This is a genomic window from Bacillus cereus group sp. MYBK15-3, assembly GCF_051916765.1.
Lineage (GTDB): Bacteria > Bacillota > Bacilli > Bacillales > Bacillaceae_G > Bacillus_A > Bacillus_A cereus.
In genome coordinates this window covers 1,072,811-1,092,580 of record NZ_JBQAHG010000001.1, presented here as the reverse complement: position 1 = coordinate 1,092,580, position 19,770 = coordinate 1,072,811, and the positions used below count along the sequence as shown (strand labels likewise).

Here is a 19,770-nt window from a genome sequence, read left to right as displayed (position 1 = left end):
TTTTTGACGCATTCTATTATATAGACGTAAAGAATGATAAGTCACCCTACACATTTTGTAAAAAAAGAATAATATATTTTTTGCGGGAGAGCTAGATGAAAAAAGGTGTGAAAAAATGGTAAAGAGAAGTATATAATGAGCAAGTAGGAAATGTTACACGGAGAAAGGATGTGAATGTTAGTAGGGAAAGGTCCATACTAACAAACATGAAAATTAAAATATTAATAGCAGATGATAACTCTTTTATTAGAGAAGGCATGAAAATTATTTTAAATACATACGAAGAGTTTGAGGTAGTAGATACTGTAAATGATGGGGAAGAAGCTGTAGCGTATTGTAAAAAGCATGAAGTTGATATTGCTCTTTTAGATGTTCGTATGCCAAATATGAACGGTGTAGAGGCGACGAAGTTCATTTGTGAAGAGACGAAAACAAAACCGCTTATTTTAACGACGTTTGATGATGATGAATATATTTTGGATGCAGTAAAAAATGGAGCGAAAGGTTATTTATTAAAAAATAACGATCCGGAGCGTATTCGTGATGCGATAAAAGGGGTTTATAACGGTCAAACTGTTATGCAAGATGTTATTCTCGATAAAATTAAGTCTAATTTAATGGAAAATAAAGAGGAAGAATGTAAAATTGATAAGAGCCTTTTCACAGAAAGGGAGCTTAGTATTATTGCATTAATTGCAAAAGGTTTCTCAAATAAAGAAATTTCGAAACAGCTTTTTATATCTGAGGGAACAATTGCAAATTATATTACGTCAGTTTTAGGGAAAACTGGACTTGAACATCGCACACAAATTGCGATTTATTACTTAACAGGGAAAGTAGATTAATGATATGGAATTTTGGTTAACTGTAAGTAAATTAATTGTCTTTTTATATATTGTGTTTAGTTATATTTACGCAAATATAGCAAATTTACCGTGGGTTATATTTACTTTACTTATTTACCTCTCTGTAAACGTAATGATTTCTATATTTAAAAAAGATACGTATAAAAAAATATTAATCTGTATGTCCATTGGCGTAGTTATGTTATTTACATGGAGGGTTCATCCATTTTTTATTTTGTTTTTACCTTTGAACTTATACGAAATTACATTCTATTACATAGAAAAGAATTGGCCACGCTTTGTCGTTATGATGCTCCCAATTACGATTGCAGATGAAAGTATTCGAATGACTTATGGATTGATTGTTGCATTTTCTTTTCTCGTTTTAACAATTGCAGATCGATATATATCGCGTGTAGTAAAGCTTGAATCGCAAAATGATAAGATGCGAAAAGATATGCAACGACTTACGAAAAGCTTACATGAAAATAAAGAGTACATAAGACAATCTGAATACACATTTAAGCTAGAAGAGAGAAATCGGTTATCACAAGAAATTCATGATAAAATTGGCCACTCAATGACGGGTGCACTAATTCAAATGGAGGCAGCAAAGAGGTTAATGGAAATAGATAAAGAAAAATCTGCGGAGTTATTACAAAATGCAATTCACATTTCAAAAGATGGAATTGAAAGTATTCGCATTACATTGAAAAATATGAAGCCACCAACTGAGCAAATTGGTATTCATCGTATGAAATTATTCATAGAGGAATTTGCCGGTAAGAATGATGTGAATATTCCTTTCGTTTATAAAGGGAACTTAGATATGATTTCTCCGATACAGTGGAAAATTATTGGTGAAAATGTTATGGAGGCATTAACGAACGCGATGAAGTATGCTGATGCGACAGTCATCTCAATTGATATTCATGTACTTAACAAGATGGTGAAAGTACAAGTGAAGGATAACGGAAAAGGTGCGGTTCTCGTTAAGAAAGGTCTCGGGATTATGGGGATGGAGGAGCGAACAGCGTCAGTAAACGGAAAAATTATTGTAGATGGAACAAGTGGTTTTGCAGTAACAATGTTGTTGCCGATATGAGGATGAATCATCTCATATGAAAAAAGTGAATAATCTCATGTGAAAAGAATGAACTTCTGCACTGAGCAGGTTCATTCTTTTTGTTTATACTAAAAGCAGAGAAACCGAAATAGGGGTGAAATGATGAATACATTAGAAATTAAAAATTTAACGAAAAAATTTGGTGATTTCATCGCAGTTGATAATATGTCTTTATCTATTAAAGAAGGAGAAATATTTGGCTTTTTAGGATCGAATGGTGCTGGTAAGAGTACAACGATTAATATGATTGCTGGTTTGTTAAGAAGTAATGAAGGCGAAATTAGCATACTAGGAAAAAATATAAAGAAACATAACCGATTTGCGAAGATGAATATCGGTATCGTTCCGCAAGATATTGCGATTTATGAAGAGTTAACTGCCTATGAAAATGTGAAATTCTTTGCTGGGTTGTACGGATTAAGAGGAGTTGAGCTAAAAGCGAGAGTGGAGGAAGCACTGCAATTTGTGGGGCTTAGCGATAAACATAAAAGTTATCCGAAAAACTTTTCTGGCGGGATGAAACGAAGACTGAATATCGCTTGTGCGATCGCTCATAGACCGAAGTTAATTATTATGGATGAGCCGACAGTGGGAATTGATCCACAGTCAAGAAATTATATTCTCCAGTCTGTTCGAAAATTAAATGAAATGGGGAGTACCATTATTTACACGAGCCACTACATGGAAGAAGTAGAAGAGATTTGTACGAAAATAGCAATTGTAGATCACGGTAAAGTGATTGCAGAAGGTACGAAAGAACAGTTAAAAGCGATTATTACTGATACGAAAGATATTTGGGTTGAAGTGAAGTCAGTGGAAAATTTAGATGTAGAACAGTTAAAAGAGATAAACGGTGTGAAAGCTGTTCAAATTGAAGAGAACGTAATTAAAGTAAACTCGGATGCAGGAGTAAACAATTTAAATAAAATTATTCAGCACTTCATTAATCATGATATTGAAATCCGCTCGTTAGAGGAGCAGGCTCCGAACTTAGAAACAGTATTCCTTACGTTGACTGGACGAAACTTACGCGATAAATAAAATGAAAATGAAGAAAAGGTAAAGGGAGGTTCATCAATTGAACATCTTCAATATTGCAGTTATGCATATTAAAAGAGATTTCAGAGACGTAAGAACTTTAGTTTTTATGTTAGCATTTCCGATTGTTCTTATGCTTGTATTAGGAACAGCGTTAACGAATGCATTTAATAGTGATAGTCAATCGATTAAGGATATACAAGTGCTATATAAAGATGAAGCGAGTAGTACACTTTCTCAATCGTTTGCAGCATTTACGAAAGAAGTTGATAAATCGGGTATTCATTTTAAAAAAGCTTCCGGCAGTATAGATGGGAAAGAAGAAGTGAAGCAAAATAAATATGCTGCTTATGTAGAGTTAAATAAAGATGGTGCAAAATTTTACGGAAGTGACAAAAGTAGTATTGAGGGAAGTATTGTGGAAGGCATGCTTACAACATTTGTTGATAAGTACAATGTAGCGGTCGAAGTTGCAAAAGTTGATCCTAGTAAGGTGAGCGCAGTTATTTCAAATGGAAATCATAATGATTATATAAAAGAAACATCTTTACAAGCTGCGAAAAAACCAGGTTCTATGGATTACTATGCGGTTGTAATGACAACGATGATTGCACTGTATGCTGCGATGGGAGCGAGTTCTTTAATTCGAGGAGAACGAATACGTAAAACAGGAGATCGTCTCATTGCTGCACCTATAAGTAAAGCTGAAATATTCATTGGAAAAGTACTTGGTAGCCTAGTAGCAAATGCCCTCTGTATATTACTCGTCATGTTATTTAGTAAATTTGTTTTTCAAGCGAATTGGGGCGACCATCTTGGAATCATATTTCTTATTTTATTAACACAAGTCTTTCTAGCAATTAGCTTCGGTTTAGGAATCGGATATATCACGAAAACAGCTGAAGCGTCTAGGGCAATTATTATGGTTGTTGTGCAATTAGCTTCTATTTTTGGAGGTGCATATTTCGTAGTAGAAGAAAATTTCGTTACGAATTTATCGCCATTAACTTGGGCAAATACAGCTGTTATGAAAATTATTTATGCAAATGATGTAGGGGCAGCACTACCAGTCATTTCTTTAAACCTTGGAATTTCAGCACTCTTTTTATTAATTGCAATTATTGCATTACGTAGACGGGAGGGGCTATAGTATGAAGGATATTTTATGGCTCATACAAAAAACGTTATCTGTGCTTTTGAAAAATAAAAAAAGTTTACTCATTATAATTAGCTTGCCGATAATAGGGACGCTCATTTCCTTCTCGATATACGGAAATGCAGGGCAAGGAACGTTAAATATCGGGATTGTAAATAAAGAAAATGAGCCAATAGCAAATGATACGATAAAGTTTTTAGAAGGATTAAATCATGTGAATGTGAGTAAGGTTAAGGAGTCTGAAGTAGAAGATAAACTCACTTCCAAAAAACTTGATGGAGTTATTACATTAGATTCTGGTTTTTCAAAAAGTGTTCGAGAAGGGAAACCAGAGCATATTGAAATTTCATCGATTAAAGGTGATCAAGTAACAGGATTTATAAAAACATATTTATATAATTATATTGATAATATAGCAGCTATTAGTAAAATAGCAGGAACAGATCAAAGCACATTCGACAATATGTACGCAGGGTATCAAAAAAGTTCATTTAAAATGAAAACTGAGACGCTAGAAGATACTTCGAAAAATAAAGATATGACAAATCAAACGATGGGTTACCTTATTATGTTTATGCTGTTTTCAGCAGCGAACTTATCAGGTCATATTTTAAAAGAAAAAGAGAATAGAACGTACTTTAGACTATTATCAACGCCGATAGATGGGAAGAAGTTTATATTATCTAATGTCGGAGTAAATATGATAATACTAACAGTACAAATTTTGATTACAATCCTATTCCTAACGAATGTTTTTCATACGAATATCAATATGCCTTTCATAGTGATGATGGGCGTACTAATGCTATTTGCATTAATCGCAATTGGAATATCATTAGTCCTTGTAGCTTTTTCGAAAAACTCAGCATCGGCAAATGCGATGCAAAATATGATCATTGTACCAACATGCTTACTTGCTGGATGTTATTTCCCATATGACATTATGCCAAGTGCAGTACAAAAAGTAGCTAATTTTCTTCCGCAGCGCTGGTTGTTAGATACGATATCAAAACTACAGCAGGGAATACCATTCTCGGAGTTGTATTTAAACATTTTAATTTTATTCGCTTTCGCAATTGCATTCTTCTTAATTGCTATTTATAAGTTTGGAAGAAATAATGATGCGAGAAATTTTGTTTAATGTGAAAAGGTGTGGCTTAATGCCATACCTTTTTTGTTTGAAATTTAGAGTATCTTTTGTAGTATAGGAATGCTTTTGTAGAGCACTTCGTTATGTGAAGCATGCAAAACATATTTATTTCCCTCTAGAAGAAAAACGCTATGTAGAACAGCGTTACCGTCACCATGTTTTGTAAGTAAATCACCGACGACTTTGCCGTCTGTCCATTTCAGTTTGGAATGTGAAGGGACGACTTGTAAATATTGAGTTGTTTCCTCTCCATCTCCGGCAATGAGTGTCGTTTCAATATTTCTTTTTTGTATAATAAATCTATTTGTATTTAATATATCGAGGAAAGGGTTTTTCGTTTTCATCTTACTATAAGGAAGAAATGTAATAGAAGAGTCGGATTTTATAAATAAATAATTTCCGTAATCTTTACAAGGAATAACATCTTGTAATCCTGGAAAGTAAATGTGTATCGCCTCAACTTTATTCATTTTATGTAAGATGCTTAAGTAACAAATATATTGTTCCATATAAAAATGAACGATATTTATTTTAGAAGAGGCATGGATAGGGAGACTGCCTCCAGTCCAATAACTATAATTTGGTGGAGATCCAGCGTTTGGTGTGCAGAGTATTATAAGTTGATTCACATCATTTTTATATTCGTCACTTTGAACGTAAGAACGTCCAAGAAGGCCGCCCATACTATGACAAATTAAATTTAGTTTATCGCAACCTGTAATCTTTTTAGCATAAGCAATCGTTTGTAATAAATATTTTTGTGTAGAAAAAACAATACGCTGCCGCCAGTCATAAAAACAGATGAACAAGTTTTTATTTCGTTCGTAGCCCATACTTTCTAGCATCATGATGAATGGTTCGTAAACAAATGCAGAAAGTCCAAAACTCCAATTACCAGTGCCGGGAATAATAATATTGCTCATTGAACCGAAAAGACCTGGGATAAAAACAATAGGAGTTTTTCTTTTTCTCATATTCATATCTCCTTTAACTGTTTAGTATCAATAAAAATAAGAAATACATTTCGTATGAAAACATATTTAAATGAAACACTACGAAATAGTAAGGAATATGATTGGAAGGAAACCAAAATGATTAAAAAAATATTAAGAGTTACTTCTATTATTATTGCTATTTTCGTTTTTATTGTAATTTGTATGCATATCGATGTTACCTTAGGTAGGAAAATGGAAGCTGGAAAAAACAAGCCGACAGAGTATGCGCCTCATTATAGTGACTTTCAATTATATGTAGAAGGGAAGTCTTTTTATAAACAATTATTTACTGATATAAGAGAAGCCAAAAGCTCCATCTACACTTACTTCTTCATTTTGTCGGATGATAAAAGTAGTCATACTTTTTTAAACTTATTAAAAGAGAAAGCAAAAGAAGGAGTAAACGTCTATTTATCAGTTGATCGCATTAATGATTTATCATTTGAAAGAAAGATGATAAATGAATTGCGGGAAAGTGGTGTGCATTTTACATATAGTAGAAAACCTGCATTGCCATTCGGATTTTATTCACTTCACCATCGTAATCATCGCCGTATTACGACGATTGATGGGGATATTGGCTATACAGGCGGATTTAATATAGGAGATGAGTACTTAGGGAAAGATAAGCGATTTGGATATTGGCGTGATTATCATGTACGGCTTAAAGGAGAAGGAGCAAAAGATTTAGAACAGCAATTCGCTTTAGATTGGAAACGAGATACGAAAGAAGAGATAAAGAGGAGTACGAATAAAGCTAGTAAAGGGAATACATTACATACTATGACTAGTTACAATGGGCATTACGTTGCTGAAAAATATATAGAGCTCATAAAACAAGCTCAGCACTCCATTGTAATTGCAACGCCGTATTTTATAGCAAAAAATAAAGAGTCCATGAATGCTTTAATCGCAGCACAAAAGCGTGGTGTTACAGTAAAAATACTTTGGTCATATAAACCAGATCTACCTCTTATAAAAGAAGCGGCGTATCCATACATACGTCAAGCTGTTAATAATGGGATTACTGTATATGGGTATAAAAAAGGAATGTTCCATGGCAAATTAATGCTTATTGATAATGAATTAACCGTTATTGGTACAACAAACTTTACTTCGCGTAGCTTCAATATAAATGATGAAATGAATTTTTATATTTATGGTGGTCCTATTGTAGGACAAGTTAATAAGGCGTTAACAGAGGATTTTCATGATTCGAAAGAAATGACGAAAGAGTTTTTTGAAAAGTTATCTTTTTGGGAGCGTTGTAAGGAGAAAGTGGCGGGATTGGTTGAGTTCTATTTGTGATGATGGATTAGGAAAGGGTGCCTACAAAAGGCACCCTTTTTGGTGGGAAATCATTATTTTTCATGCACCAGCATCGTAACATCATCATTAATCAACGTCCCCACATGTTCACCTAAACATATTTTTTTCATCACTCCAGGCTCATCAAAGTTAAAGACATGTGCTGGTAAATTGTAGTCCCGGGCAAGCAGTAATGCCGCTTGATCCATGACTTGTATATTTTGTCTAACGACATCATTATAGTTTAGTTTGCTGTACATTTTTGCTGATTTGTTATGCTTTGGATCACTTGTAAAAACACCGTCGACACCTTGTTTTGCGACTAATATGGCATCACTATTCATTTCGATGGCTCTTTGTACACTTGGATAATCTGTTGTCACGAACGGTTGCCCGTTTCCGCCTCCAAAGATAACGATATAGCCGTTATCTAAATGGTGGGCTGCACGTAAGCGAATGTATGGTTCAGCTACTGCATTAAATGGAATGGACGTCATAACGCGTACTTCTCTATTTGTTTTACTTGTTAAAACACCGCGAAGCATTAAGCTGTTAATGATTGTACCTAGTGTACCGATATTATCAGCTTCTACGCGATCAATTCCCCACTCTTCAGCTAGATGCCCCCTAAAAATGTTACCGCCACCGATGACGATGGATACTTCGATACCTAAATCAACAATGGATAAAATTTCGTTTGCGATATGTTCTAATCGTTTGGAGTTAAAGCTATTTCCAGTTTGATCGGCAAGTGCACCGCCGCTTAATTTAATTAAGACACGTTTATATGGCCTCATAACAATTCCCCCTATATAGATCGCAATAAAAAAGGAACAAAGGCGAATGCCTTTGTTCCTTTTTAAGAAAATGAAAAAGAAAAGAAGAAGATAGGACGAATTGCTTTGTATAGTTTTTCATAACATCCACTCCTTTTCATTTTGATTTGTTTTAAGTATATATCTTTTTGATTATACGAAACAATCTGATTACTTATCAAGTTTATTTTATCGTTTTTTAACAAAATGGTGTCAATGAAAAAAAGAAGAAAAATATTTGAATTTTTTGTGACGAACTTGTAGGTTTTTGTATGATTTTGTAGGTTCGCTTATAAGATGTGTGAGTAGCTTTTATAAATTCAAATTGAAAGCGTTCGCATGAAGGGGATGAACATAAATGAAAAAATTCGGATTGGCAACACAAATTTTTGTCGCGCTTGTTTTAGGGATTGTAGTAGGGGCAGTCTTTTATGGCAATAAAACGGCGATTTCTTATATCACACCAATTGGGGATATATTTATTCACTTAATTAAGATGATTGTAGTACCAATTGTTATTTCAGCATTAATTGTTGCAGTAGCTGGTGTAGGAGATATGAAGAAGCTTGGGAAACTGGGTGGTAAGACAATTCTTTATTTCGAAATTATTACGACGATTGCTATTTTAATGGGATTACTTGCAGCGAATATATTCCAACCAGGTACTGGTGTTGATATGAGTAATTTACAGCAAAGTGATATTTCTTCTTATAAACAAACTGCAGATGCAACAGAGAAGAAAGGTTTTGCTGAGACAATTGTTCACATTGTACCGAAAAACGTATTTGAATCGATTGCACAAGGTGACCTATTACCGATTATATTCTTCTCAGTATTATTCGGCTTAGGAGTTGCGGCAATTGGGGAAAAAGGAAAGCCTGTCTTTAACTTTTTTGAAGGCGTACTCGAAGCCATGTTTTGGGTTACAAATCAAGTTATGAAATTTGCACCATTTGGTGTATTCGCATTAATTGCCGTTACGGTTGCAAAATTTGGTGTAGCAACACTACTTCCGCTAGGAAAACTAGTGCTAGCTGTATACGTAACTGTTATACTATTCGTTGTGATTGTATTAGGTATTAATGCACGAATGGTTGGAGTAAACATTTTTACATTAATAAAAATTTTAAAAGAAGAATTGATTCTTTCATTTACGACAGCAAGTTCAGAAGCTGTTTTACCTAATATAATGAGAAAAATGGAAGAGTTCGGTTGTCCAAAGGCAGTTGCCTCTTTCGTAATTCCGACAGGTTATACATTTAACTTGACTGGATCAGCTATTTATCAAGCGTTAGCGGCATTGTTTGTTGCACAAATGTACGGTGTGCACATGTCACTAACGGAGCAAATAACGTTATTATTCGTTCTCATGTTAACATCCAAAGGTATGGCGGGAGTTCCAGGTGCATCGTTCGTTGTTGTATTAGCAACGTTAGGTTCAATGGGGTTACCACTAGAAGGTATCGCATTAATTGCGGGAATTGACCGCATTTTAGATATGATTCGCTCATCTGTCAATGTATTAGGAAATGCATTAGCGGCCATTGTTATGTCGAAGTGGGAAGGCGAATTCGATAATGAGAAAGCAAAACAATATGTAGAAACAGTCAAAGAAACAAAAGCAGCATAAGAAATCGTTAAGGAGTGAATAATCATGGCAACATTAACTGAAGTTAAAAATGGTGTTCGAATTGAAAAAGATTTTTTAGGTGAAAAAGAAGTACCAAACTATGCATACTACGGCGTACAAACAATGCGTGCAGTTGAAAACTTCCCAATTACAGGATACAAAATCCATGAAGGTTTAATTAAAGCGTTCGCAATTGTAAAAAAAGCTGCAGCGCTTGCGAATACAGATGTAGGAAGATTGGAATTAAACAAGGGCGGTGCGATCGCAGAAGCTGCTCAAGAAATTCTTGATGGAAAATGGCATGATCATTTCATCGTAGATCCAATCCAAGGCGGAGCGGGTACTTCAATGAACATGAATGCAAATGAAGTCATTGCCAATCGTGCTCTTGAATTATTAGGAATGGAAAAGGGAGACTATCATTATATTAGTCCAAATAGTCATGTAAATATGGCCCAATCAACAAATGATGCATTCCCAACGGCGATTCATATCGCAACGTTAAATGCATTAGAAGGCTTATTACAAACGATGGGTTATATGCATGATGTATTTGAATTAAAAGCAGAACAGTTTGACCATGTTATTAAAATGGGTCGTACACATTTACAAGATGCGGTGCCAATTCGTCTTGGACAAGAGTTTAAAGCATACTCTCGTGTACTTGAACGTGATATGAAACGAATTCAACAATCGCGTCAACATTTATATGAAGTAAATATGGGGGCAACTGCAGTTGGTACAGGCTTAAATGCAGATCCAGAATATATTGAAGCAGTTGTAAAACATTTAGCTGCAATTAGTGAATTACCGCTTGTTGGTGCAGAAGATTTAGTAGATGCGACGCAAAATACGGATGCTTATACTGAAGTATCTGCAGCGCTTAAAGTATGTATGATGAATATGTCTAAAATTGCGAATGACCTTCGCTTAATGGCATCAGGTCCACGTGTTGGCTTAGCGGAAATTATGTTACCAGCTCGTCAACCAGGTTCATCTATTATGCCAGGGAAAGTAAACCCTGTTATGCCAGAAGTTATTAATCAAATTGCGTTCCAAGTAATAGGTAATGATCATACAATTTGCCTTGCTTCAGAAGCAGGACAATTAGAATTAAACGTTATGGAACCAGTACTTGTTTTCAACTTACTGCAATCGATTAGCATTATGAATAACGGTTTCCGTGCTTTTACAGATAATTGCTTAAAAGGAATTGAAGCGAATGAAGATCGCTTAAAAGAGTATGTTGAGAAAAGTGTAGGAATTATTACAGCCGTGAACCCTCATATCGGTTATGAAGCAGCAGCTCGCGTTGCGAAAGAAGCAATTGCAACAGGCCAATCCGTTCGAGAACTTTGTGTGAAAAATGGTGTATTGTCACAAGAAGACTTAGAGTTAATTCTAGATCCATTCGAAATGACACACCCAGGGATTGCAGGAGCAACTCTTTTAAAGAAAAATTAAAAGAAGAGGGGGACAATCCCCTCTTTTTTGTTTACAATATAGAAATGCTATATATGAATAGAGGTAGGGATGTTATGAGCAAGTTTACAGTAGCTTCTAATGGTGCATTAGAAACAACATTAAGAGGAGCAGAAGTATTATCAACACCACTTTTAAATAAAGGGGTAGCTTTCACACAAAATGAAAGAGAAGAGTTAGGTTTAAAAGGGTTATTACCGCCAGCGGTTTTAACGTTAGAAGAACAGGCACGCCGAGCATACGAACAATTTAGTTCTCAGCCGGATGATTTATTAAAGAATGTATACTTAACTGCGTTACATGATCGAAATGAAGTATTATTTTATCGTATATTAACAGATCATTTACGTGAAATGTTACCGATTGTATATACACCAACTGTCGGTGTAGCAATTCAAAGATATAGTCATGAATATCGTAAACCACGTGGTGTTTATTTATCAATTAACGATCCATCAGGTATTGAAGAAGCATTCACGAATATCGGTGCAACAGCTGAGAACATTGATTTAGTCGTTGTAACAGATGGAGAAGGCATATTAGGAATTGGTGACTGGGGCGTTGGTGGTATTAACATCGCAATCGGAAAATTAGCTGTTTACACTGCTGCAGTTGGAATCGATCCTAGTCGTGTATTACCGGTAATTTTAGATGTAGGTACAAACCGTGAGGAGTTATTAAACAATCCATTTTATATTGGAAATCGTCACCCTCGTATAACAGGTGAAGCTTACGATGAATTTATTGATACGTTTGTACAAGCGGTAAACAAACAATTCCCGAAAGCACTTTTACATTGGGAAGACTTTAGCTCTCGTAACGCACGAAAAATTTTAGATAAATATCGTCATGATGTTTGTACGTTTAATGATGATATTCAAGGTACAGGTGCAGTTTCACTTGCGGCAGTATTATCGGCAGTGAAAGCTTCTGGTGTACCGCTAAGTGAACACCGCGTTGTTGTATTTGGTGCTGGTACGGCTGGAATCGGTATCGCAGATCAAGTTAGAGATGCGATGGTCCGCGTAGGCGTATCTGAAGAAGAATCATATAAGCGTTTCTGGTGTATTGATCGTAACGGGTTAGTTACAGATAATATGGAAGATCTTCTTGATTTCCAAATTCCGTACGCAAGAAAAGAAGCAGAAGTAAGTGAGTGGAAAGAAAATGATGTGATCGGACTTGCTGAAGTTGTGAAACATGTAAAACCGACAATTTTAATTGGTACATCTACTGTTGCAGGTGCATTTAAAGAAGAGATTATTAAAGAAATGGCTTCTCACGTAGAAAGACCAATTATTTTACCAATGTCGAATCCGACGCCACTTGCTGAAGCAAAACCAGCAGATTTAATCGAGTGGACAGAAGGAAGAGCGTTAGTTGCAACAGGAAGTCCATTTGAACCAGTTACATATAACGGTGTAACGTATGTGATTGGACAATCAAATAATGCACTTATTTTCCCAGGTCTTGGTCTTGGAACAATTGTAGTACGAGCAAGTGTCATGACGGATGGAATGTTCGCAGCAGCTGCTGAGGCAGTTGCAAGTATGGTAGATACAAGTCAGCCAGGAGCACCTATTTTACCAGAGGTCGAAGAATTACGTAATATCTCAGAAATGGTTGCAATTGAAGTAGCTAAAGTTGCAGTTGCAGAAGGTGTTGCAAGAGTGAACTTAAGTGATAACGATATCAAGATGGCAGTGAAAGAAGCAATGTGGAAGCCAGAGTATCGCCAAATAAAAGCGGTAGAAAAGGTTAGAATATAGAAAAAAAGCCCGTTTATAACAATAAGCGGGCTTTCGCTTTTACTACTGAAAAAAAGTATAGGAAGTGTCACCTTTGAATTGGAATCAATTATGGAAGAAAGATATGTCCCTTTTAATTATATTAATGGTCGTTGTTCCGATTGCTGGGGAGCTGAACTTTCATCCCTTTAATGATACGTTTCGAGTTAGCTTCGGTACACCGCTATTCTTCTTTTTATTATTATTTTTAAGAAGAGTACCAGCAGGAGTTGCAGGTATTCTTGTTGGTATATCTGTAGTCTTATTCCGAGTATGTCTTGACTGGATCATGCAAGGTTCATTTCATATGACAGAATCATTTTATTTGCGTTATCCTGTGTTCTTCTATTATTTTATTTATGGCAGTTTTTTTTCGCTTTGCAGGGTAAATAAGTTCCATCAGAAACCAATCATTATTGGATGCCTTGGGATTTCAATTGAAATTGTTGCAAGTATGTCAGAACTTGCGTTTTATCACATGTTAGTACTAGGTACAACAATAACGATTTCTGAAGTAAATAAACTCATCATTATTGCTATTTTTCGTAGTTTCTTTGCACTTGGTTTTTTAAATATGATGAATTTATATGAAACGAAATTAAAAGAATCGCAAGTTCGAAAAGAAAATGAAAATATGTTAATGCATCTTTCTAATTTATATGTGGAATCTGTTCATTTGAAAAAGACGTTACAAAATGCGGAGTTAATTACACAAGAAGCATATCAACTATATCGAAATTTACAAGTAAGCGCTGATTCAAGTAGTAAAACAGCATTGAAAATAGCGGGGGAAGTGCATGAAATAAAAAAGGATAATCAAAGGATATTTGCAGGATTATCTAAACTGTTATTAGATAAAAATGTGGCTGAATATGTAGAAGGACATGAGTTAGCAGAAATGATTGTTAGAATAAACGAGAAGTATGCTGAAATGCTAGAAAAGGATATACGTTTTTCTAAACATATAGAAGGTGAGCATGCTGCATACCACGTGTATACAGTTCTATCAATTTTTAATAACCTCGCTGCAAATGCAGTTGAAGCAATTGAAGATAAAGGTGTCATTATTATTAAGCTATATAAAAGAGATCAACATATATTTTTTGAAGTAATTGACGATGGACCTGGTATTGCACAAAAATATAAGAAATTAGTATTTAAGCCAGGATTTACTTCTAAGTATGATCAAACGGGAACACCGTCAACTGGTATTGGGCTTTCTTACATAAATGAAATGGTAACAGAGCTAGGCGGAGAAGTGAGATTAGAAGGCCGAGAAAATAAAAGAGGATGTAAGTTTATCGTTTGTTTACCAGAGGGTAGTTTAAAGCGGGAAGGGGAATAGATTTGTTTTATTATATCGTAGACGATGATGAAGTTTTCCGTTCGATGCTTTCGCAAATTATTGAAGATGGAGATCTTGGAGAAGTAATTGGTGAGGCGGATGACGGAGCTTTTATTGAGGCGGATCAACTAAATTTTAAAAAAGTAGATATTTTATTTATTGATTTGTTGATGCCGATGAGGGACGGAATTGAAACAGTTCGTCACATTGCGTCAACTTTCACGGGGAAAATCATTATGATTTCTCAAGTGGAATCGAAGCAGCTTATAGGTGAGGCATATACACTTGGTGTAGAATATTATATTACAAAACCATTAAATAAAATCGAAGTTGTATCTGTTGTACGCAAAGTGATGGAGCGTATTAGATTGGAGCGTTCTATACACGATATTCAAAAATCATTGAATAACGTGTTTCAGTGGGAAAAACCGCAATTGCGTACTGAACCAGTGCAAGAAGGAAAAAAGATAGGGGATTTAGGGCGCTTTTTACTATCAGAACTCGGTATTGCGGGAGAGAATGGAAGTAAAGATTTACTTAGTATGCTGGAATATTTATATGGTCAAGAAAAGGCACAGACATTTGAGTTTGGCTTTCCTGCGTTAAAAGAAATTTTCCATCATATTACGATAAGAAAATTAGGGGATTTAGCTTTAGAGGCGGATATTGATAAAGAGAAAAAAGCGTCTGAACAAAGAGTACGTCGAGCTATTTATCAGTCGTTAAATCATTTGGCTTCTTTAGGATTAACAGACTTTTCAAATCCAAAATTTGAAAGCTATGCTCCAAAATTTTTCGATTTTACCGTAGTTAGAAAACGGATGACAGAAATGACGAAAGATGAACTCGCATCTTCTGGTCATACGCGAATTAATACGAAAAAGTTTATTCAAGTGTTGTATTTTGAGGCGAAGAGGTTGATGGAGATAGAGTGAAGAAGATGCTTATAAACAAGCATCTTCTTTTGTTAAATCAACATTTTATATTTTCTCGTGGAGCATGTAAAATGTTAAGTAAGAGAAAATGGTTTTATATTAAGGAAGTGTCAAAGCAATGAGTTTCACATTGAATAAATCGATTATTAAAGAAGTGTGCGGAGAGACCTCATATAAAAGAGGTGAAGCCTATTATAAATCAAATAAAGTGATAATAGATCAGTACGATGAAAATAAAGAAATTTGTGAGGCGACAGTAAAAGGGAACGAGGATTTCCATGTTACAGTAGCAAAAGCCAAAAAGGGTGATGTTGTTGCAAAATGTAGTTGTCCTTCATTAGCGTCTTTTCAAACGTACTGTCAACATGTTGCAGCAGTATTAATACAAATAAACTATAATCAACAAACAGGTAGAATGAGCTCCACTAGTAGCAGAAATGATCAATTGACAAGTGGTATGTTTCAGCTGTTTGCAGACAAACCACTGAGGCCAAAAAGTAAACAACACCGTTTTGATACACGTGAAATATTAGATATTGAGTTTATATGTACACCAGTAGCTACGAGAAGTGGTGGGGCTCTTCTTGGAATTCAATTGAAACTTGCCAAAGTGTATTTCATAAATCATATTAGAGAATTTCTTTCTAAGGTGGAGAAAAGGGAATCTTTTCATTGTTCAAATGAATTTACATATACACCAGATGTACATAGTTTTAAACAAGAAACGGATGCGATTATTCAGCAGCTCATTAAAATGTATCATAACGAAAAAATGTATGAAGATACGCTAGAAGTACATGCGAAACAAGATGAAAGTATGATATTTATACCACCAGCTTCATGGAAAGATATGCTCTCTTCACTTTCTAAAGTTGAATATGTACAGCTGAAACAAAATGAACAACTGTTTCAGGGATTACAAGTTTCAAAAGGGTTGTTGCCGTTACACTTTGAATTTACGAAGGGAAATAATGGCGGATTTACACTTCATATAGATGGTTTAAATCGTGTACAAGTTATGGATATGTATAACAATGCACTTTACGATGGGAAATTATATCACTTACACATTGAAGATTGTATGCGACTTATTGAATTACAAAAGATGATGAGTCGCTCAAATAGTAATCAGTTTTATATTCCAGAAAGTAAGATGGAACATTTCGTCGCGAAAGTTGTACCAGGATTAATGAAGCTCGGAACTGTACACATTGATGAAGTAATATCGGATCGTGTTGAAACACCTTCGCTAAAAGCGAAATTGTATTTAGACCGCGTGAAAAGTCGCTTATTAGCAGGGCTTGAATTTCACTATGGGAACGTCATGATTAATCCGCTAGAAGAGGATGGACAGCCGTCTGTTTTTAATCGTGATGAGAAAAAGGAAAAAGAGATTTTAGACATTATGAGTGAAAGTGCCTTTGCAAAAACAGAAGGCGGTTACTTTATGCATAATGAAGAAGCTGAGTATAACTTTTTATATCACGTCGTGCCAACATTAAAAGGTTTAGTTGATATTTATGCGACGACAGCAATCAAATTGCGAATTAGTAAAGGGGATGCAGTTCCTCTTATTACAGTGAGAAGAAAAGAAAGAATTGATTGGTTGTCATTTCGTTTTGATATAAAAGGAATACCAGAAGCAGAAATTAAAGGTGTATTAGCGGCCCTTGAAGAGAAACGTAAATATTATCGATTGGCGAACGGTTCGTTTTTATCGCTAGAGAGTAAAGAGTTTAATGAAATTAATCAGTTTATAAAAGAATCAGGTATTCGGAAAGAATTTTTACATGGAGAAGAGGTAAATGTTCCACTTATTCGGAGTGTAAAATGGATGAACGGACTTCATGAAGGCAATGTTTTAAGTTTAGATGATTCTGTTCAAGAGTTAGTAGAAAACATTCAAAACCCGAAAAAATTAAAGTTTGCTGTGCCAAATACTTTAAATGCAGAAATGAGAAAGTATCAAGTATATGGGTTCGAATGGATGAAAACACTTGCTCATTACCGTTTTGGCGGTATTTTAGCAGATGATATGGGACTTGGAAAAACGTTGCAAAGCATTGCTTTTATAGATTCTGTTTTGCCTGAGATTCGAGAAAAGAAACTACCTATATTAGTCGTTTCACCATCATCTCTTGTTTATAATTGGTTTAGTGAATTGAAAAAATTCGCCCCGCATATTAGAGCAGTTATTGCAGATGGAAACCAAGCAGAGCGCCGGAAAATTTTGAAAGATATAACGGAATTTGATGTCGTAATTACGTCATATCCATTACTGAGAAGAGATATAAGATTATATGCAAGACCATTTCATACACTATTCCTTGATGAAGCGCAGGCGTTTAAAAACCCTACAACGCAAACGGCAAGAGCTGTGAAAACAATTCAAGCTGAATACCGTTTTGGGCTAACGGGTACACCTGTAGAAAATTCATTAGAAGAGCTATGGTCTATCTTCCATGTCGTCTTCCCAGAATTATTACCAGGAAGAAAAGAGTTCGGTGATTTAAGGCGTGAAGATATAGCGAAGCGAGTGAAACCATTCGTATTAAGACGATTAAAAGGGGACGTATTAAATGAGTTGCCAGAGAAAATAGAGCACTTACAATCATCGGAGTTATTACCCGATCAAAAGAGTCTCTATGCTGCTTATTTAGCGAAGCTAAGGGAAGAAACGTTAAAGCATTTAGACAAAGATACGTTACGTAAAAATAAAATTAGAATTTTAGCTGGTTTAACGAGATTGCGACAAATTTGTTGTCATCCTGCTTTATTTGTTGATGATTACAAAGGAAGTTCAGCTAAATTTGAACAACTGTTAGAGATTTTAGAGGAATGTAGAAGTACAGGGAAGAGAATATTAATTTTTTCTCAATTTACGAAGATGCTTTCCATTATTGGTCGTGAGTTAAATCGACAAGCAATTCCATACTTTTATTTAGACGGGAGTACACCAGTGCAGGAACGTGTAGAGCTGTGCGATCGGTTTAACGAAGGAGAAGGAGATCTATTTCTCATTTCTTTAAAAGCTGGTGGTACCGGACTTAATTTAACTGGTGCAGATACAGTAATATTATACGATTTATGGTGGAATCCAGCTGTTGAACAACAAGCGGCCGATAGAGCGTATCGAATGGGACAAAAAAATACAGTGCAAGTTATAAAGCTAGTAGCTCAGGGAACAATTGAGGAGAAAATGCATGAACTGCAAGAAAGTAAGAAAAATTTAATTGCTGAAGTGATTGAGCCGGGAGAAGAAAAATTAGCATCCATCACGGAGGAAGAAATACGAGATATTTTAATGATTTAATATGAAAAAGCTATGCTTTCACATGTGAAAGCATAGCTTTTTGTTGTAATAATTATATTTTGTTTTGTACAAAGTAAAGAAATCAAATGTTATTTAAATTACTTCTTTGTACCTTTACTTTTGTATGGCTTTGCAGCTGCCTTTTTCTTTGCACTTGATTGCCAACGGTTCCATCCTTTACTTCCTGTACCTTGTCCTACACCTTTTTTCGGTTTTGCCTTCGTTTTACTCATATGATCACTCCGTTATTTAAAAATCTTATTTGATAATAGTCAATGATTTAGAAAATACTCTTTATAAATGACTATGATTGCTTTAAGTAAAAATAAACTGCTTGAATGCTATAGTATATCATGAAATTGCAAGTAAACTGAAAGGAATTATAAAGAAAATGAAAATAATAAGAAATACTGCGGATTCTATATTCCGAACGATCACATTAATTATTGTGTATACGTTAGTTTCGGTCAGTGAAACATTTTTTGGATTGACGAGGCAGAAAAAGTAAAGATGTTAAATTAACAACAATCAATAAAGCCGTAAAATAAAGAATTGAAAAATATTTTAAAACTTTTTGTTGACTTTCTTTATTTTTTGTATAGAATAATCATTAATAAAATGTTTCAGAGATGTGACAACAAAACGACTATGAAAGGACGAGTAGTAGTAGGACGTAGTTTAAGCGAGTCAGGGGTGGTGTGAGCCTGATACGAAGCCTATTATGAAGAACCTCCTGGAGTTGCTAACCGAAATCCTTTATAGGAAAGTAGACTTAGCCGGGAACTTCGCCGTTACAAGAAGAACAGTATCGAGATATTTCATCTCCGTATTGTATAAGTGAGCAA

At 35.0% G+C, this 19,770-nt stretch carries 15 protein-coding genes and 1 other annotated feature (1 of these 16 running past the window's edge); of the genes, 12 read left to right on the top strand and 3 right to left on the bottom strand.

The features are described 5' to 3' along the window. Positions 1-206: 206 nt before the first annotated feature. The 5 genes from ACTFR8_RS05500 to ACTFR8_RS05480 all read left to right on the top strand — a co-directional run bounded on the left by ACTFR8_RS05500 (position 207) and on the right by ACTFR8_RS05480 (position 5,306). Positions 207-845, top strand: a complete 639-nt coding sequence (locus ACTFR8_RS05500; protein ID WP_002004836.1) for a response regulator transcription factor — start codon at positions 207-209, stop codon at positions 843-845. 4 nt (positions 846-849) lie between these two features. Then, complete coding sequence (locus ACTFR8_RS05495; protein ID WP_000397677.1) at positions 850-1,950, top strand: sensor histidine kinase; 1,101 nt, start codon at positions 850-852, stop codon at positions 1,948-1,950. A gap of 123 nt (positions 1,951-2,073) precedes the next feature. Beyond that, positions 2,074-3,012, top strand: a complete 939-nt coding sequence (locus ACTFR8_RS05490; RefSeq protein ID WP_001093831.1) for an ABC transporter ATP-binding protein — start codon at positions 2,074-2,076, stop codon at positions 3,010-3,012. Between the two features lie 37 nt (positions 3,013-3,049). Continuing rightward, positions 3,050-4,159: an ABC transporter permease gene (locus ACTFR8_RS05485; RefSeq protein WP_001020188.1), complete on the top strand. Its 1,110-nt coding sequence runs from the start codon at positions 3,050-3,052 to the stop codon at positions 4,157-4,159. A 1-nt stretch (position 4,160) separates the two neighbouring features. After that, entirely contained in the window at positions 4,161-5,306 is a 1,146-nt protein-coding gene (locus tag ACTFR8_RS05480; RefSeq protein ID WP_000651882.1) for an ABC transporter permease, read from the top strand. A 44-nt stretch (positions 5,307-5,350) separates the two neighbouring features. On the opposite strand, the gene ACTFR8_RS05475 is transcribed toward ACTFR8_RS05480, so the two are convergent. Further along, entirely contained in the window at positions 5,351-6,289 is a 939-nt protein-coding gene (locus ACTFR8_RS05475) for an esterase/lipase family protein (protein WP_053514155.1), read from the bottom strand. A 117-nt stretch (positions 6,290-6,406) separates the two neighbouring features. On the opposite strand from ACTFR8_RS05475, the gene cls reads away from it, so the two are divergent. Beyond that, entirely contained in the window at positions 6,407-7,618 is a 1,212-nt protein-coding gene (gene cls, locus ACTFR8_RS05470; protein ID WP_000591929.1) for a cardiolipin synthase, read from the top strand. A 53-nt stretch (positions 7,619-7,671) separates the two neighbouring features. Here the strand turns inward: cls and pyrH are convergent, their stop codons facing one another. Beyond that, positions 7,672-8,415: a UMP kinase gene (gene pyrH, locus ACTFR8_RS05465; protein WP_001248058.1), complete on the bottom strand. Its 744-nt coding sequence runs from the start codon at positions 8,413-8,415 to the stop codon at positions 7,672-7,674. Between the two features lie 376 nt (positions 8,416-8,791). Here pyrH and ACTFR8_RS05460 point away from each other — a divergent pair, with 376 nt between their 5' ends. The 6 genes from ACTFR8_RS05460 (at position 8,792) to ACTFR8_RS05435 (ending at position 18,925) form a co-directional block, all read left to right on the top strand. Continuing rightward, positions 8,792-10,063, top strand: a complete 1,272-nt coding sequence (locus tag ACTFR8_RS05460) for a cation:dicarboxylate symporter family transporter (RefSeq protein WP_000713291.1) — start codon at positions 8,792-8,794, stop codon at positions 10,061-10,063. A 24-nt stretch (positions 10,064-10,087) separates the two neighbouring features. Beyond that, on the top strand, positions 10,088-11,527 hold the full coding sequence (aspA, locus tag ACTFR8_RS05455; RefSeq protein WP_000224178.1) for an aspartate ammonia-lyase: 1,440 nt from the start codon (positions 10,088-10,090) through the stop codon (positions 11,525-11,527). Between the two features lie 74 nt (positions 11,528-11,601). Further along, entirely contained in the window at positions 11,602-13,314 is a 1,713-nt protein-coding gene (gene malS, locus ACTFR8_RS05450; protein WP_016109742.1) for an oxaloacetate-decarboxylating malate dehydrogenase, read from the top strand. 64 nt (positions 13,315-13,378) lie between these two features. Continuing rightward, positions 13,379-14,677, top strand: a complete 1,299-nt coding sequence (locus ACTFR8_RS05445) for a sensor histidine kinase (protein ID WP_002004878.1) — start codon at positions 13,379-13,381, stop codon at positions 14,675-14,677. A 2-nt stretch (positions 14,678-14,679) separates the two neighbouring features. Then, complete coding sequence (locus ACTFR8_RS05440) at positions 14,680-15,612, top strand: response regulator (protein WP_000500302.1); 933 nt, start codon at positions 14,680-14,682, stop codon at positions 15,610-15,612. Positions 15,613-15,730: 118 nt separating this feature from the next. Continuing rightward, on the top strand, positions 15,731-18,925 hold the full coding sequence (locus tag ACTFR8_RS05435) for a DEAD/DEAH box helicase (RefSeq protein ID WP_000011053.1): 3,195 nt from the start codon (positions 15,731-15,733) through the stop codon (positions 18,923-18,925). Between the two features lie 98 nt (positions 18,926-19,023). Here the strand turns inward: ACTFR8_RS05435 and ACTFR8_RS05430 are convergent, their stop codons facing one another. Further along, a complete protein-coding gene (locus ACTFR8_RS05430) occupies positions 19,024-19,158 on the bottom strand; it encodes a DUF3934 domain-containing protein (RefSeq protein ID WP_000047588.1) in 135 nt (44 codons plus the stop codon). A 406-nt stretch (positions 19,159-19,564) separates the two neighbouring features. Continuing rightward, positions 19,565-19,770, top strand: a binding site (T-box leader); it runs 53 nt beyond the window's last position.